Below are 15575 nucleotides of genomic sequence, written 5' to 3' on the forward strand. Positions count from 1 at the left end.
GTCCTTTTCGATTGCCCGCCATGTCCGTTTCGCCCGCCCCCGACGCCCCTGCCCGCATTCATTGGAGCGAAGGCGGCGCCGACCACTCGGCGCTGTGGCGCTCCGAAAGCGGCATGCCCGCGCCGAAAAAAGTCGTCATCGCCAACGACCAGACCCCGGCCGACACGGCCTATCGCCTCGCCTGCGAAGGCACCGCGCTGCTGTGGCGCGGCGATTTCCAGAACGCGCGCCAGCTGCTGCAGGCGCTGGCGCGGCGCGCCGACCACAAGGGCAAGCGCGCGAAGGCGCCCAAGATTCCCGCCTCGCCTGCCGAAGCGTTTCACCTGCACCGCCAGGCCCAGTCGCAGCGCGCGCGTACGCTGGCCATGCTGCTGATTCCCTTCGACGCCGACTACACGATCCCGCTGCGCCGCGCGCCGGACGTTTCGCTGGCCTGCAACGAGGCCTACGGGCGCCCGACCGAGCCCTTCGTCGCTTCGCTGCGCGAACTGCTTGGCCTGATCGGCGCGCACGAATGGCGCAAGAACGGCGTCGAGATCGCGGCGCTGGGCGATCGCATCCATCCTTATTACGGCGTGTTCTCGCCGATCCGCGGCGAGTACCTCGAGCTGGTCAACCAGGCGCCGCTGCCGGCCAACGCGAAGCTGGCGTTCGACATCGGCACCGGCACCGGCGTGCTGGCGGCGCTGCTGGCGCGGCGCGGCGTCACCAAAATCGTCGCCACCGACATGGACCAGCGCGCGCTGTCGTGCGCGCGCGAGAACCTGCATCGCCTCGGTTTCGACGACCGGGTCGAGGTGGTGAAGGCCGACCTGTTCCCCGATGGCCAGGCGCCGCTCATCGTCTGCAATCCGCCATGGCTGCCGGGCCGTCCGAGCTCCTCGATCGAGAGCGCGATCTACGATCCGGACAGCCGCATGCTCAAAGGCTTCCTCGGTGGCCTGGTGGCCCACCTGGCGGCCGGCGGCGAAGGCTGGCTGATCCTGTCCGACCTGGCCGAACACCTTGGCCTGCGCCCGCGCGAACAGCTGCTCGCGATGATCGCCGCGGCCGGCCTGAAGGTCGTCGCGCGCCACGACGTGCGCCCGACCCACCCGCGCGCCAGCGACGCCAGCGACCCGCTGCATGCGGCCCGCGCGGCCGAAGTGACGTCCTTGTGGCGCCTCGCTGCACAATAGAAAAGCTCGCCATTGCGCCCGCGGCCGATAGTCCGTATAATCGTTCCTGCGGGGTGGAGCAGTCTGGCAGCTCGTCGGGCTCATAACCCGAAGGTCACAGGTTCAAATCCTGTCCCCGCAACCAAACACTGTGTTAAACATCGAGCCCGACTCTTGCAGCCGGGCTTTTGTTTTCTGCGGCGCGAAAAGCGCGCGGCAAACAAGGCAGCAACGAAGCGACATGAGAGACAAAAAAGACAACGCGACGTTTGACCTGTTGGGCTTCGATGACGATCTGCCGCCGCCGCCGCCCGCCGCCCTCCCCGCGCCGGCCAAGCGCGCGGCGCGTCCCCGCAGCGCCGGCCTGCGCCAGGAACAGCTCGAACTGCTCGAAGAAACCGACGCCTCCGGCCTGCCGGTCTGGCGCCGCGACGAAGGCACCGACCTGACCGGCCTGCCCGTGTGGGCCGCCTCCTGCTAGACTGTCGCATTCGCGGTACCCGCAGCTCCCTGCTACTTTTGTATCGGCCACACCAATGACCCTCAACGCCTTTTCCACGCTGCCGCTGGCGCCAGCCATGCTGGCCAACCTCGACGCCCTCGGCTACAAAGAGATGACCACGATCCAGGCCGAGAGCCTGCCGGCGGTGCTGGAAGGCCGCGACCTGATCGCGCAGGCCAAGACCGGCAGCGGCAAGACCGCGGCGTTCGGCATCGGCATCCTGCACAAGCTCAATCCCGCCTGGTTTGCGATCCAGGGACTGGTGATGTGCCCGACCCGCGAGCTGGCCGACCAGGTGGCCAATGAATTGCGCCGGCTGGCGCGCGGCGTCGGCAACGTCAAGGTCCTGACGCTGACCGGCGGCACCGCGATGCGCCCGCAAATCGCGTCGCTCGAACACGGCGCGCACATCGTCGTCGGCACCCCGGGCCGGATCCGCGATCACCTCGGACGCGGCACCATCAACCTGGACAAGGTGCAGACGCTGGTGCTCGACGAGGCCGACCGCATGACCGACATGGGCTTCTACGACGAGATCGCCGGCATCGTCAGCGCCTGCCCGGCGCGGCGCCAGACCTTGCTGTTCTCGGCCACCTACCCCGACGACATCCGCGTCGCCACCGAACACTTCCTGCGCGATCCGCTCGAAGTGACGGTCGAAGCGCAGCACAGCGCCGACCAGATCGAGCAGCGCTTCTACGAGGTCGGCTTCGACGAGCGCGATGCGGCTGTCGGCAAGCTGCTCAAGCACTTCAAGCCGGCGTCCACGCTGGCCTTCTGCAATACCAAGGTCCACTGCCGCGAACTGGCCGACGAACTGCGCTCGCAGGGGTTCTCGGCGCTCGCGCTGTACGGCGAACTGGAACAGCGCGAACGCGACGAGATCCTGGTGCTGTTCGCGAACCGCAGCTGCTCGGTGCTGGTGGCCACCGATGTCGCCGCGCGCGGCCTCGACATCGCCAACCTGGGCGCGGTGATCAACGTCGACGTGTCGAAGGACACCGAGGTGCACATCCACCGCGTGGGCCGCACCGGCCGCGCCGGCGAATCGGGACTCGCGCTGTCGCTGTGCGCGCCGAACGAGAAGAAATGGGTGCGCCTGATCGAGGAGTACCAGGGCGCGCCGGTCAGCTGGCACGACATCAAGGAGCTCGACGACGAGCACGAGGAAGCGGCGCCGGCGCCGATGGTCACCCTGGTCATCATGGGCGGCAAGAAGGACAAGCTGCGTCCCGGCGACGTGCTGGGCGCGCTGACCGGCGACGCCGGGCTGGTCAAGGAGCAGGTCGGCAAGATCAACGTGACCGAATTCCAGACCTATGTCGCGCTGGACCGTCACGTGGCCGAGCAGGCGTTTGCGCGCCTGAACGCCGGCAACAAGCTGGGTCGCGACTTCGGCTCGATCAAGGGGCGCAGCTTCAAGATGCGCTTCATCAACGCCTGACCACGGCGCCTGCCCGGGATGCACGTTAGCGCGTGCACTCCCATGCCAAATCTGGCATTATTGCTGTAGATAAACATAAGGCGAATTCCGCCTGAATATATGACAACGCCAACTCCTGCCGCCGCGGCCGCCGGGACCGAGTCGCCCGAAGCGCTCGCCCTGAAGCACGCCTTCCTGCGCGGCGCCGGGATACCGGCCGACGCCATCTCCGCCGAACTGACGCCTGAACTGATGGAGCTGGTCGGCAAGCTGCTGGCCAACTCGCTGCAGGGCGCGATCGAGCAGCTGGCGCTGCGCTCGCTGGTGAAGCAGGAAGTGCATGCCGACCAGACGATGGTGTTGGTACGCAACAACAATCCACTCAAGTTTTTTCCCGACAGCCAGACCGTGCTGACCCAGATGCTGCGCAAGAAAATGCCCGGCTTCATGGAGCCGCTTGAAGCGGTGGCGGACGCACGCCACGACCTGCGCGGCCACCAGCTCGGCGTCGTGGCCGGCGCCAGCGCCAGCATGCGCGCGCTGATCGAGCGCGTCGAGCCGGCCCGCCTTGAAGCATCGCTGCCGGCGCCCGGCCTGCTCGACAAGCTGGCGCCTTCGCGCCGCCAGGCCGCGCTGTGGCAGCAGTTCGTGCAGGAATACGCCGCCATCGCCGGCGAATCGCAGGACCAGTTCAAGACCGTGTTCGGCCCGGCCTTCCTCGCCGCTTACGAACAGGAAGTCGCGCGCTTCAACGACGAGGCGCGCAATGCATGACGCTTGCGCGGTGCGCCTATCATGGGCGCAGGTCAGCGAGACCGGCTCGCGCGCTTCGAACCAGGATGCGATCGGCGCGGCGCGCAACGGCGACCTGGCCTGCTTCGCGATTGCCGACGGCACCGGCGGCCACCGCGGCGGCGAAGTCGCTTCGCGCATCGCCGTCGACTCCTTGATCCGCGCGTTCTGCGACGGGCCGGCGTTCGGCACGCAGGCACTGCTTGGCTACGTGGACCAGGCCATCGGCCAGGTGGAGCAAGCCAGGCGCGGCGACCCGGACCTTTCCGACATGAGCACCACCATCGCCACCCTGCTGGTCGATCAGCACAGCGCGCGGGCCGTATGGGCCCACCTCGGCGACAGCCGCATCTACCTTTTCCGCGCCGGCCGCGTGCTCGCCGTCACCCGCGACCACAGCCTGGCGCAGCAGCTGGTGGATGCCGGCTACATCGATGCCGCGCAATTGCGCGAGCACCCGCAGCGCAATATCCTGCTGGCGGCGGCCGGCGCCCAGGGTGAGATTGGCGTGGCCGCAAGCGGCGACCCGGTAGCACTGATGCCCGGCGACGCCCTGCTCGCCTGCAGCGACGGCCTGTGGGAGTGGGTGCGCGAAGAAGAGATGGAACAGGCGCTGCTTGAAACGGGCCGCAGCGAGGACTGGCTGGCGGCGATGTGCGCCACCGCCGACGCCGCGGTCAAGGCGGCCGGCAAGGCGCGCGACAATTATTCGGCGTACGCGATCCGCGTGCACCATCAGGAACCAGCAGCATGAACACATCACCGGCAGCGGGCGGCGACGACGCCGCTACAGTCGGTCGCGGCTCGGAGAACTGCCTGCCGGTCGGCACGCGGCTGTCCGACTTCGAAATTACCGGCATCCTCGGCGAAGGCGGCTTCGGCATCGTCTACATCGCCTACGACCATTCGCTGCACCGCACGGTGGCGATCAAGGAATACATGCCTTCGGCGCTGGCCATGCGCGGCGGCGACCGCGGCGTGTCGCTGCGCGCCGAACGCCACCAGGACACCTTCCGGCTAGGCCTGAAAAGCTTCATCAACGAGGCGCGCTTCCTGGCGCAGTTCGATCATCCGTCGCTGGTGAAGGTGTACCGCTTCTGGGAACAGAACCGCACCGCCTACACGGCGATGAAGTATTACGAAGGCCGCACCATCAAGGAGATCGTCGCCGAAAGCCCGGAGCTGATCGACGAAGCGTGGTGCCGCAAGATCCTGCGCCAGATCCTGGAGGCGCTCGAGATGCTGTACACGATGCAGATCCTGCACCGCGATGTCGCGCCGGACAACATCATCATCCAGGAAAACGGCGACGCCGTGCTGCTCGACTTCGGCTCGGCGCGCCAGATCATCGGCGACATGACCAAGGGCCTGACGGTGATCCTCAAGCCAGGCTACGCGCCGGTCGAACAGTACGCGGGCGACGCGTCGCTCGAACAGGGCGCGTTCACCGACATCTACGCGCTGGCGGCCGTGATGTACTTCGCCATCGTCAAACAGGCGCCGGCAAGCTCGATCGCGCGCATGATCAAAGACCCGATCACGCCGCTGGCGCTCCAGGCCCCGGAGGGCTACAGCCCGTCGTTCCTGGCGGCGATCGACAAGGGACTCGCCGTGCTGGCGCAGGACCGGCCGCAGACCATCGACGCCTTCCGCGAGCTGCTCGGCATCGTCTCGTCCGCACCGCCGCCGGTGCGCGCGGCCGGCACTACCCAGCGCGGATTGCCGCCGGTGCGCGCCGATGCGCCGCCCGCCGCCATCCCGATGCCGGTCGGGGACGAGCCGGCGCCAGCGCAAGAGCCGGCAGTATTTGCGCCGCCGCCCGCCCGCGGGCGCTGGCCCTTCGTCGCCGGTGTCGCTACCGCGCTGACGATCGCCACCGCCGGACTGTATGCGCTGGTGCACGGCGCCGCGGACGACACCATCATGGTCGCGCAGCAGCACGTCACCGCGCCCGTCACAGCGCCGTCGAAGGGACTCGACCCGACCGAGTCGGTCGTGGAAGTGGCGCCGCCATTGGCGCCGGCGCCGGCGCCGGCGCCCGCGCCCGTGCCGGAAACGCCGGCCGCCGTGGCCAGGCCGGTCCCCGCCGTGGTGGAGACCGTGTCGTACACCCTGGCCGTCAAACCCTGGGGCACCGTGTACGTGGACGGCCGCGAGCGCGGGGTCACGCCACCTATGAAAAAGCTGGTACTCCCGGCCGGCAAGCACCGGGTCCGCATCGTCAACCCGAGCTTCCCGGAGTATTCGATCAGCGTGTCGGCGGCCAAAAATAAGAACGGCACGATCGAACACGACTTCGCCGCGGCGAAAAAATAAACGCATCAGGATTGACCATGAAGATTCGCACCCTCCTCCCGATCGCCTGCCTGCTCACCGGCTGCGCCAGCATGCCGTTCGGCGCCGGCAAGGACACGAAACCCGGGCACTCCCAGCCGGAGGTCAGCGCGCCCGCGCCGGCGCCGTCCGGCCTGAAGGAAGGCATCGCTCTGTACAACAACGGCGACTACAACGGCGCAATCAAGCGTCTCGGCCAGGCCGACGTCACCGGCGGCCCGAAGGCGACCCAGGTCGAAGCGTTGAAATACACCGCGTTCAGCTACTGCCTGACTTCGCGCACGACGCTGTGCCGCCACCAGTTCGAGAAGGCGTTCAAGCTCGATCCTTCGTTCGACCTGGAGCCGGGCGAACATGGACACCCGCTGTGGGGTCCGGTCTTCGTCAAGGCGAAGAAGGCGAAATAGATCGAGCGAACAATGGGGTCAGGTCTGAGATGCACCGGTTTGGTGGACAGGTTAATTAGCAACACATGTGCTGCGCCTGGACCTGCGCCGGCGTTTTGTAGCCGAGCGATTGATGAAGTCGGATTGTATTGTAGTACACCTCAATATGATCTTTGACGGCGGCAACCGCGGCAGCGTGATCTTCATACACGAAGTGATGCGTCAACTCGTTCTTCAGGTTCGAGAAGAAGCTCTCCGCAACCGCGTTATCGTGACAGTTCCCTTTGCGGCTCATGCTCGCAATTGCGCCCTTCGACTCGAGGTAGTCGCGAAACTTCTTCGAGCCGTAAGGCGATCCCTGATCCGTGTGGCAAACGAGCCCTGGCGGCGGGCGATATCGCTCCATGGCCGCTTCGATCGTCTGCACGGCCAGGGCGGCGGTCTGGCTCGTTCCCATCGCCCAGCCAATGACAGCGTGCGTGGACAAATCCAGGAATATCGACAGATGGCTTATCCCCGTCCGCGTGGTGATTTGCGTCATGTCGCCCACCCACACGCGGTTTGGAACGGCGACCTTGAATTTCCGGTTCACCAGATTCGGGGCTGGCGGTTCTTTTTGTTGCGGTGCTGGTTTGCTTTGCAGTCGTTGGGTTCGAAGCGTCTGAATGCCGGCGCAACGTCGTAGACGTGCCACTCGATTTCGCCCGCATGGATTTTTTTCCGCGCGTAGCACCCGCCACATCTTGATGACGCCTGCAGCGCGCCGGTGTTCCGCGTCGATCTCGTGAAGCCTCGCAATCAAGGCGATGTCCGCGCTATCGCGCGGGCTCATAGGGCGACAGCGCGAGGCATGGTAGCCGCTTCGGCTTACGCCAAGTAAGCGGCACATCAGCCCGACCGGATACATCTCGGCATGCTCGCGAATGAAGGCGTACCTCAGCGCTATCGGCGCATGAAGTACGCCTCGGCTTTTTTTAGAATTTCGAGCTCCAGTGCCAGGCGAAGATTCTCCTTGCGAAGCCGAGTCAGCTCGTCTTCCTCGCCAGCTGGCGGGCGCCCAGGCGGTCGAAACGCCAAGTCCGGGCCGACCAAGTCGACCCGCTTCGCCCATTTATAAAGCTGATTTCGACGCACGCCGAGCTCTCGCGCCAGCGCCGCGGCGTTATCGCATTGCTTCAGACGTTCAACCGCTTGGAGCTTGAACTCCGGGCTAAAGACCTGGTTTTCAGATGATTTTACGAGTTTGGTATCCATGGAACGTATTGTCCCCTATTTGGATGTCCACCAAACTCGGTACATCTCAGGTCCGCAGGACCAGACCCCATCTGCGTCGGCATCAGCGCGAAGCGAGTCAGAGCTTGCGTTCGAACGCCAGCCGGATCGTCGCCCATGTCGGCGTCGTGATTCCCGTCCGCAGGCCGCCGGCTCCATCCTCGAAGCGCGATTGCGCCAGGTGGTCCTGCCCCAGCAGGTTGGCGCCCGTCAGCCGCCACTGCGTGTGCGCGTCGAGGCGCCAGGTGGCCACCAATCCCAGGTCCCGTTGTACGCCGGCCCACCCGAAAGTCCGATCGGACATCCGCGACGCCCCGCCGCCCTGAAAGCTGAAGGTGGCCCCCAGCGTGACCGGCAGGCCAGGCAGGGCGCGGTCCACGCCCACGCTTGCGCTGAGCGGCGGCTGGTTCGCCAGCCGGTTGTCCGGCCCCGGAACGCTTTCGACGCGCGACCAGTTGCGCGCCAGGTTCGCGCGCAGCTCGAACGACCGCCACGGGAACTTCGTTTCAAGTTCGATACCGCGAACCTGGGCGCGGCCCGCATTCACCGGCATGCCGATCCACGTCGCGCCAACCTGGTCCACACGGTCGACGATCACGTCCTCGATCCTGCGCGCGTAGGCGCTTGCGCTGGCCATCGCGTTCTTGCCGAAGTAGCGTTCGTACGCGATGTCGATCCCCACGGCACGCTCCGGCAGAAGGTGCGGATTGCCTTGCGTGTCGACGACAAGAGCGCTGTTCTTGTTGTCTACCACGTAGCGCCGCATGGCCAGATTGGTCAGCGTCGGCATCTTGAAGGTGCGCGACAAGCCGGCGCGCAACTGCCCCTGGTCCGACAGTTTGAACAGCGCCTGCAATGACGGGGTCGGAAAGGTGGCGCGACGGTCCACCTGGTCGAATGCATTGCCGGTGGCGATACGAATTGTCTCCCAGCGCAGGCCGCCGAGCAGCGAGAAATGCGGCGTGACGGTCCAGTCGTCCTGCGCGAACAGCGCGATGCGATCGACTTGCGCGGCGCTGGTCTCGTCGGCCGCGAGCTCGATGCGCCGCTCGCTGCGCCGGCCGTGCGCCGCGTCCCAGCCGGCCACCAGCGCATGACCGCCATCGAAGGCCTTCGAATATTTGCCGTCGAGGGTCAGGTTGTCCTCCAGCGCGGATGAATCGACGATGCGCACCACCGTGCCGCCATCGAAGCGGTTCGTTCCGCGGCGCCCGAAGTGGTTGCCCCCGATCCTCACGTCCCAGCGTCCGCCACCTTCCGGCTGGTGCAGCCATTGGAGGTCGCTGCGGACGGTCTCCGCATGGGCGTGGAAGAAGCTCACGTTATCCGGGAACGGCGTCGGGTCGCCTAGCGCCGTCTCGTCGTGCGAACGCGTAGTCAGGTCCAGCTTCAGGAACCGGATGAAATTCTGCGATACCAGCGTGTCGCCGTTCGGGAGACTCCACGAAACGCGCGGCGTCAGGTTCAGCGTAGGGCGCACGTCCTCCTGGCGAACCTGGGTGAGGCGCCGCAAATTCAGCGTGCCGGCGCTGTCGAACCCGAGTTCATTGTCGGTCTCGGAGGTCAGCGTCCGGGCGGCCGTCGCGACGGCGGCCATTGTGGCCGACCAGCCGACTCCCTTGATGCTCGCCTGCCCGCTCGCGTCTGGCGTCAGCGCGCCATTGTTCGCGGCCAGTCCGAGCTTGAATTCCTGCTGGCCGCGCGGCGCGCTCTTGCGCAGCACGATATTGACCGTGCCGGCAATGGCCTGCGATCCCGTCGCGGCGCTTGCCACGCGCATGATTTCTACGCGCTCGATCAGCTCAGGCGAAATGCTGTCGATGGAAAATCCCTGCGGCACCGGCTGGCCGTTCAGCAGTACTTGCGTGTAGCCGTTACCGAGCCCGCGCATGCGGATCTCGCCGCCGCTGCCCTGCACGCCGCCGATGGTGATGCCGGGGACGCGCTTCAACGCATCGGCCACGGTCTGGCCGCCGAACCGCAGCAGTTCGTCGCGGCCCACGACCGTCGCCGCGGCAGTGTCCATCAGGCGCGCGCGGTCGCGCGAGCCGGTAATCTCCACCGTCTGCGCGAGTGCGCCGGCGGAACATAACAGCAAGGTGAGGCATGCGGTGCGGTGCATCTTCAATCCGTTCAGGTAAAGGAATCCCCTCCGCGCGAAAAGTCGCGCGGCGTTCAGGGAGACAGTGGTTGATTAGTGAGGGCGCGCGCGCAGTGCGGACGCGGTGGCGTTCTGGCCCAGGGCGGGCAGTACGGATTCCGGGTTGACAGGCTGGTCCGATGCGCGCACCTCGAAGTGCAGGTGCGGACCGGTGACCTTGCCTGTCGCGCCGGACATGCCAATGACCTGCCCCGCCTTGACCGTGTCGCCCGCCGCGACGGCGCGCCGGTCAAGGTGCGCGTAGAAGGAAGCGAAACCGTTGGCGTGCGCGATGAGGATCGTCTTGCCGTACTTGGCGCCGCCGGCATCGAGGTCGGTGGACGCGATCACGACGCCGTCGGCGCTGGCCATCACCGGCGTGCCGGTCTTTGCGATGAAGTCCATGCCGTGGTGAGTGCTCGAACGCAGCGGGGAGACCGTGCCGTAGAAGCTCGACACCCGCAAATTGTCCAGCGGCGCGCGCCATTTGACCGGCGCTGGTGCATCGGGCGATGCGGGCAGGCGCCACGCAAAAGCCGGCTGCAGCGCGATGCTGGCGGCCAGCACGGCTCCGAAACCGGCGAACACCGCCACACGCGCGGCATTGCCGACAACGGGAGCGCCGCCCTCGCGAATCATCAGCATGCGCGCGCTCAGCGAGGCGCCATTGAAGCCGCCGAAGGCCAAGGCCGCGCTGAACGCGGTGCGCTGCAGCTTGAACTGTCCGACCAGCGCGGCGGCGTAGGCGCGATGCTGTTGCTGGGGGCGGCCGGCGAGCACCTGGCGGTCGCAGCCCAGCTCCTGCGCCCAAGTCAGGCGGCTGGCCAACGCGCGCATCGCGGGATTGAACCACAGCGCGGTCTGGGCGGCGATGCTGGCGGCCATCCACAATGGATCGCGGCGCTGCAGGTGCGCCAACTCGTGCGCGACGATCATCTGCTGCTGCACAGCGTCAAAATCGCGCAGGTGGCGCGGCAGCAGCAGCACCGGGCGCAGCGCGCCGATCAGCATGGGCGAGACGGCGAGCGAGGTTTCAAAAACATCGAGCGAAGCAGCCGCCGCATGCGTGTCCAGGCGCGTCGAGCCGTGCACCAAGCGGCGCAACGCGCGCTGCGCCAGCATCAGACGGAGAATCGCGGCGCCGGCGCCGGCCACGTAGATCGCCAGCCATGCGTGCGCGGCGAGTCCCAGCCAATTGACTGGCGAATCGGATGGCGCCTCCGCCACCGGCTGTGGCATCGGGCGGGCCTGCGCCACCGGCGCTGCTTCGAATTCGATGGCCGGCATCACGCTGAGCGATTCGCGCTGCGGCGCCAGAATCGCCAGCCAGACGGCGACGGCAAGCACCTGGGCCAGCAGCCAGGCCGCGCGGGACATCGCCAGCGCAGGCCAGCGGCGGCAAGCCAGCGTGAGGATCGCCCATGCGGCGCCTGCCGCCAGCACGCAGCCGAGGCAGGCCTGGAGGAACTGCAGTGCGAACAGGTCGACGCCGCTCACTGGCCGCCCTCCTTCTCGTCGGGCCAGTCCTGCAGCATCTGTTCGAGCTGTTCGAGTTCCTGCTGGTCGATCAGCTTACTGCCGGTGAACATGTTGGCCGGCAGCGGGCCGTCCATCTCCATCACGCGGCGGCCGAAGTCGTGCGCGAACGCCGCCAGCGTGGAGACCTTTTCAAGCTGCGCTTCATAGACCTGCACGCCGTGGCGCAGCTGCTGGCTGACCATCGCCTTTTCCAGCATACGCTCGAGCGTTTTGCGGGTGGAGGAAAACGACCAGCCAAGCTCCGGCTCGACGCGCTGGTGCAGTTCGCGCGCGCTCAGGGGCTGCTCTTTCCATAGCGCCTTCAGCAGGCTCAGTTCTGACATTGAGGGTACGGACATGCCTGAATCTCCAGTATGTGACAATGGAGGCGAGTATGCGACAGATGTCGCATGAACGTCAAGCGAATCTTAAGATGGAGTCAGATTGACCGATGCGGGAAAGCGCGGCGCGCGCCGGTGCAAGGTCGCCTGTTCATAGGCATACGCCATGCGGATCAACGCCGCTTCGCTCCAGGCGCCGCCGACGAACGACAGGCCGATCGGCAGGCCGTTGGTGTACCCGGCCGGCACGGTGATGTGCGGGTAGCCGGCCACCGCGGCGGGCGTCGAGAAACTGCCGCCGTAATGGTCGCCGTTGATGAAATCGGTGAGCCATGCCGGCCCGCCGGTCGGCGCCACCAGCGCGTCGAGCTGGTGCTCCTTCATCACTTGGTCGATGCCCTCGGCGCGCGAATAGCGGTGGTTGTTGGCCAGCGCGTCGAGATACGCCTTGTCGGCCAGCGCGCCCTTCCCTTGCGACTTCTCCAGGTACTCCTGCGCGAAGAACGCCATCTCCTTGTCGCTGTGCTTCGCATTGAAGGCAACCAGGTCGGACATGTTCCTGATCTGCGCATGCGGCGCATACGCGGCCAGGTACGCCTCCAGCCCAGGCTTGAATTCGTACAGCAGCACTTCGGTTTCGCTGTCGCCGTACTTGTCGATATTGGGCACCTTCACGTCGACCAAAATCGCGCCCTGCGCCTTGAGCACCGCGAGCTCCTTCTCGATGACGCCATCGACGCCGTCGCCGCTGCCGAAGAAATTGCGCGCCACGCCGATCCGCACGCCCTTCAGGCCATTCTTGTCGAGCGCCTTCGCATAGTCGGCCAGCTTGATGTCGCGCGTCGCTTCGTCCGCGGGGTCGGCGCCGGCCATCGCTGCCAGCATCAGCGCGGCGTCGGCGACGGTGCGCGTCATCGGACCGGCGGTGTCCTGCGACGCCGCGATCGGGATGATGCCGCTGCGGCTGATCAGCCCCAGCGTGGGCTTGATGCCGACCAGGCCGCAGATCGATGCCGGCGAGACGATCGAGCCGTCGGTCTCGGTGCCGACGGCCAGCGTGGCGAGGCTGGCGGCGATGGCCGCGCCGGAGCCGGAGCTCGAGCCGCTGGTGTTGCGATCGAGCGCGTAGGGATTTTTGGTCAACCCGCCGCGCGCGCTCCAGCCGCTCACCGAATGGGTCGAGCGCATGTTGGCCCATTCGGACAGGTTGGTCTTGCCGATGATGACGGCGCCGGCCGCGCGCAGTTGCGCGGCCACGTGCGCATCGCGCGTGGCGCGCACGCCCGCCAGCGCGAGCGAGCCCGCGCTGGTGCTCATCTTGTCACCGGTGGCGATATTGTCCTTCAACAGCACCGGGATGCCGTGCAGCGGACCGCGCAGCTTGCCGGCGGCGCGTTCGCGGTCCATCGCCGCGGCGATCGCGAGCGCGTCGGGATTGAGTTCGATGACGGAGTTCAGGCGCGGGCCGCGCTTGTCGATGGCGGCGATGCGGGACAGGTATTGCGAGACCAGCGAGCGGGAGGTGAGCCGGCCGGACTGCATGGCGGCCTGCTGTTCGAGCACGCCGGCGTCGAGGATCGAAGATGGCGCCGGTGCTGCACTTGAAGGCGTCGATGCGCCCGCGACGGCGGTGGCGGCCAGGCCGAGTCGAACGAAGTCCCTGCGATCCATGCGTGCTCCCTATAGAAAAAACGATAATGTACAGGATGTGGCAGCGCTAACGGCAAAATGGGGACAGGTCCGCAGGACCAGTCCCCAAATTCCCCACAAAAAAACGCTGCCGGCGGCAGCGTTTTTTGAGAGCGGCGGTGATTAGTTACGAACCACGCGCTTGTACTCGTTGGTGCGGGTGTCGACTTCGATCGTGTCGTCCTGGCTCACAAACAGCGGAACCTGGATGGTGTGGCGCTTCGATTCGATCGCGTTTTCCAGCTTGGCTTCCTTCAGGACGTTGCCCGAAGTGTTGCCCTTGACCGCTGGCTCGGCGTAAGCGACGACGCGCTGGATCGTGGTCGGCAGTTCAACCGAGATTGCCTTGCCGTCGTAGAACACGGCTTCGCATTCCATGCCGTCCTTCAGGTAGTTCAGCGCTTCGCCCAGGTTCTCTTCTTCGATTTCGTACTGGTTGTACTCTTCGTCCATGAAGACGAACAGCGGATCGGCGAAGTACGAGTAGGTCACTGGCTTCTTGTCCAGAACGACGACGTCGAACTTGTCGTCGCCGCGGAACACGTTTTCCATCGGGCTGTTGGTCAGAAGATTCTTCATCTTCCACTTGTAGGTGAAGCCGGTGCGGCTCGAGCCATTGACGTCAGAGCGCAGCACGATCATCGGCTTGCTATCAACCATAATGATGTTGCCAACGCGAATTTCTTTTGCAGGTTTCATAGTGAATATACGTAAAAAGGTGGTTGCATGAAAATCATCTGTCGCCGTGGCCGAACTTCGCCCAGAGCCCACGTTTGATCAAAACTCGAAAATACCGTGAAGAGTAACCGCGCATTATACCCGATTGGCGTGACCGTTCATCGTTTCGAGGCGGCAAATTTCAGCATGTTGGAAACTAGATCACCATTGGCCAGCATCTGCGCCTGCCATTCGGCCGAGCGCCCGGCGATGCGTTCCATATCTTCCTGAAACGGCCGCCACGCGTCGGCCACGCTGGCGTCTTCGCCCATGGCGCCATTCCACAGCAGGTTGAAGGCATTGGCGCTGTCGATGTCGGGCGAGTAGCGTTGCAGGAAGGCGCGCAGTTTCTTGTGATGCAGGTTTTCGTCCTGCGGGTAGATGTGCCAGACGAACGGGCGGCCGGCCCACTGCGCGCGCACGATCGAGTCTTCGCCGCGCACGAAATTCAGGTCGCAGGCCCACAGCAGCTTGTCGTAGTCAGGTTGCGGGACGAAAGGAAGCACCCGCACCGTCAGCGCGCCCTGCGTGCGGGCCGCCCCGGCGACCGGGTCGGCTCCGATGAATGCGCGCACCGCATCGGCGGCCACGCCCTCGGGAACCAGGCACAAGACCGGCGCCGCGCCGGCCTGCCAGGTGTCGAACAGCTCGCGCACCGGCGCATGCGGATAGCAGAACAGCGATACCTTGCGCGCCGCCATTTCCTCCGGCGTCACGCCGAACCGCGCCAGGAAGGCGGCCACTTGCGCCGGGTCGGACTGGAACTGGCGGCGCTGGTCTTCGAGCGCCGATTCGCGCAGCAGGCCGCCCGTCTTGCCGGTGAAGCCGGGGAAGTAGAAATATTTCGTCAGCGGCAGGCGGGGGTGCGGCGAGGACAGGGTGTGGCAGCCTTCGACCCATTCCTCGGCGCTCAGCCCTTCCAGGTTGAGCCACACGGGACGCGGCTCGCGCTCTACCATCGCGGCGATGTAGCCGGGCGGGATGTCGCAGCCGAAGAATTCGATCACGATGTCGGCCACGTCGGCGGGCGCGAACACGCCCTCCTGGTCGCGCCAGTGGCGAATGGTGACGCCGGCCACCTCTTGCGTTTCCGAATCCGTCGCGACGGGCGGGCAGATCCGCTGGAATGTTTTCAGGTCGTCGACCCACAGGGTGACGGCAACGCCGTGTTCGCTCTGCAGTTGCCGCGCCAGGCGCCAGCAAATGCCGATGTCGCCGAAGTTGTCGACGACTTTACAGAAAATGGCCAGCGATGTTGAAGTTTTTTCAGGAAACATGCGGAAAGCGCGAAGGGAGATTCGAGG

General features: G+C 66.0%; 15 protein-coding genes and 1 tRNA gene. 8 read left to right on the plus strand and 8 right to left on the minus strand.

The window, feature by feature from the left end:
• The first annotated feature begins 20 nt into the window (after positions 1–20).
• The 8 genes from Q4S45_RS11400 to Q4S45_RS11435 all read left to right on the plus strand — a co-directional run bounded on the left by Q4S45_RS11400 (position 21) and on the right by Q4S45_RS11435 (position 6615).
• On the plus strand, positions 21–1178 hold the full coding sequence (locus tag Q4S45_RS11400) for a class I SAM-dependent methyltransferase (RefSeq protein WP_305511996.1): 1158 nt from the start codon (positions 21–23) through the stop codon (positions 1176–1178).
• A gap of 47 nt (positions 1179–1225) precedes the next feature.
• Positions 1226–1302, plus strand: a tRNA-Met gene (locus tag Q4S45_RS11405).
• A gap of 96 nt (positions 1303–1398) precedes the next feature.
• Entirely contained in the window at positions 1399–1638 is a 240-nt protein-coding gene (locus Q4S45_RS11410) for a hypothetical protein (protein WP_305511997.1), read from the plus strand.
• 55 nt (positions 1639–1693) lie between these two features.
• Positions 1694–3103, plus strand: coding sequence for an ATP-dependent RNA helicase DbpA (gene dbpA, locus Q4S45_RS11415; protein ID WP_305511998.1), 1410 nt, complete (start codon positions 1694–1696; stop codon positions 3101–3103).
• Positions 3104–3202: 99 nt separating this feature from the next.
• On the plus strand, positions 3203–3856 hold the full coding sequence (gene tagH, locus Q4S45_RS11420) for a type VI secretion system-associated FHA domain protein TagH (protein WP_305511999.1): 654 nt from the start codon (positions 3203–3205) through the stop codon (positions 3854–3856).
• Positions 3849–4628, plus strand: coding sequence for a PP2C family serine/threonine-protein phosphatase (locus Q4S45_RS11425; protein ID WP_305512000.1), 780 nt, complete (start codon positions 3849–3851; stop codon positions 4626–4628). The genes tagH and Q4S45_RS11425 overlap by 8 nt, the downstream gene beginning before the upstream one ends.
• A complete protein-coding gene (locus Q4S45_RS11430) occupies positions 4625–6190 on the plus strand; it encodes a protein kinase (RefSeq protein ID WP_305512001.1) in 1566 nt (521 codons plus the stop codon). Before Q4S45_RS11425 ends, Q4S45_RS11430 begins: the two co-directional genes overlap by 4 nt.
• A gap of 17 nt (positions 6191–6207) precedes the next feature.
• Positions 6208–6615: a TssQ family T6SS-associated lipoprotein gene (locus Q4S45_RS11435; protein WP_305512002.1), complete on the plus strand. Its 408-nt coding sequence runs from the start codon at positions 6208–6210 to the stop codon at positions 6613–6615.
• Positions 6616–6670: 55 nt separating this feature from the next.
• Here the strand turns inward: Q4S45_RS11435 and Q4S45_RS11440 are convergent, their stop codons facing one another.
• The 8 genes from Q4S45_RS11440 to earP form a co-directional block, all read right to left on the minus strand.
• Positions 6671–7540 (minus strand): IS3 family transposase, encoded by an 870-nt coding sequence (locus tag Q4S45_RS11440; protein ID WP_305512093.1) that lies wholly within the window; start codon positions 7538–7540, stop codon positions 6671–6673.
• Positions 7537–7848, minus strand: a complete 312-nt coding sequence (locus Q4S45_RS11445) for a transposase (protein WP_305505222.1) — start codon at positions 7846–7848, stop codon at positions 7537–7539. Before Q4S45_RS11445 ends, Q4S45_RS11440 begins: the two co-directional genes overlap by 4 nt.
• A gap of 97 nt (positions 7849–7945) precedes the next feature.
• The gene (locus Q4S45_RS11450) at positions 7946–9988 is read right to left on the minus strand and encodes a TonB-dependent siderophore receptor (protein ID WP_305512003.1); all 2043 of its coding nucleotides are present in this window, start codon (positions 9986–9988) and stop codon (positions 7946–7948) included.
• Between the two features lie 72 nt (positions 9989–10060).
• Positions 10061–11503, minus strand: coding sequence for a M23/M56 family metallopeptidase (locus Q4S45_RS11455; RefSeq protein ID WP_305512004.1), 1443 nt, complete (start codon positions 11501–11503; stop codon positions 10061–10063).
• Complete coding sequence (locus tag Q4S45_RS11460; protein WP_305512005.1) at positions 11500–11883, minus strand: BlaI/MecI/CopY family transcriptional regulator; 384 nt, start codon at positions 11881–11883, stop codon at positions 11500–11502. The genes Q4S45_RS11455 and Q4S45_RS11460 overlap by 4 nt, the downstream gene beginning before the upstream one ends.
• 69 nt (positions 11884–11952) lie before the next feature.
• On the minus strand, positions 11953–13536 hold the full coding sequence (locus tag Q4S45_RS11465) for an amidase (protein ID WP_305512006.1): 1584 nt from the start codon (positions 13534–13536) through the stop codon (positions 11953–11955).
• 141 nt (positions 13537–13677) lie between these two features.
• Positions 13678–14253 (minus strand): elongation factor P, encoded by a 576-nt coding sequence (locus tag Q4S45_RS11470; protein ID WP_305512007.1) that lies wholly within the window; start codon positions 14251–14253, stop codon positions 13678–13680.
• A gap of 137 nt (positions 14254–14390) precedes the next feature.
• Positions 14391–15548 carry an elongation factor P maturation arginine rhamnosyltransferase EarP gene (gene earP, locus Q4S45_RS11475; protein WP_305512008.1) on the minus strand — a complete coding sequence of 386 codons (1158 nt, stop codon included), beginning with the start codon at positions 15546–15548 and terminating at the stop codon, positions 14391–14393.
• Positions 15549–15575 lie beyond the last annotated feature (27 nt).

Source organism: Massilia sp. R2A-15 (assembly GCF_030704305.1).
GTDB lineage: Bacteria > Pseudomonadota > Gammaproteobacteria > Burkholderiales > Burkholderiaceae_D > JAFCUW01.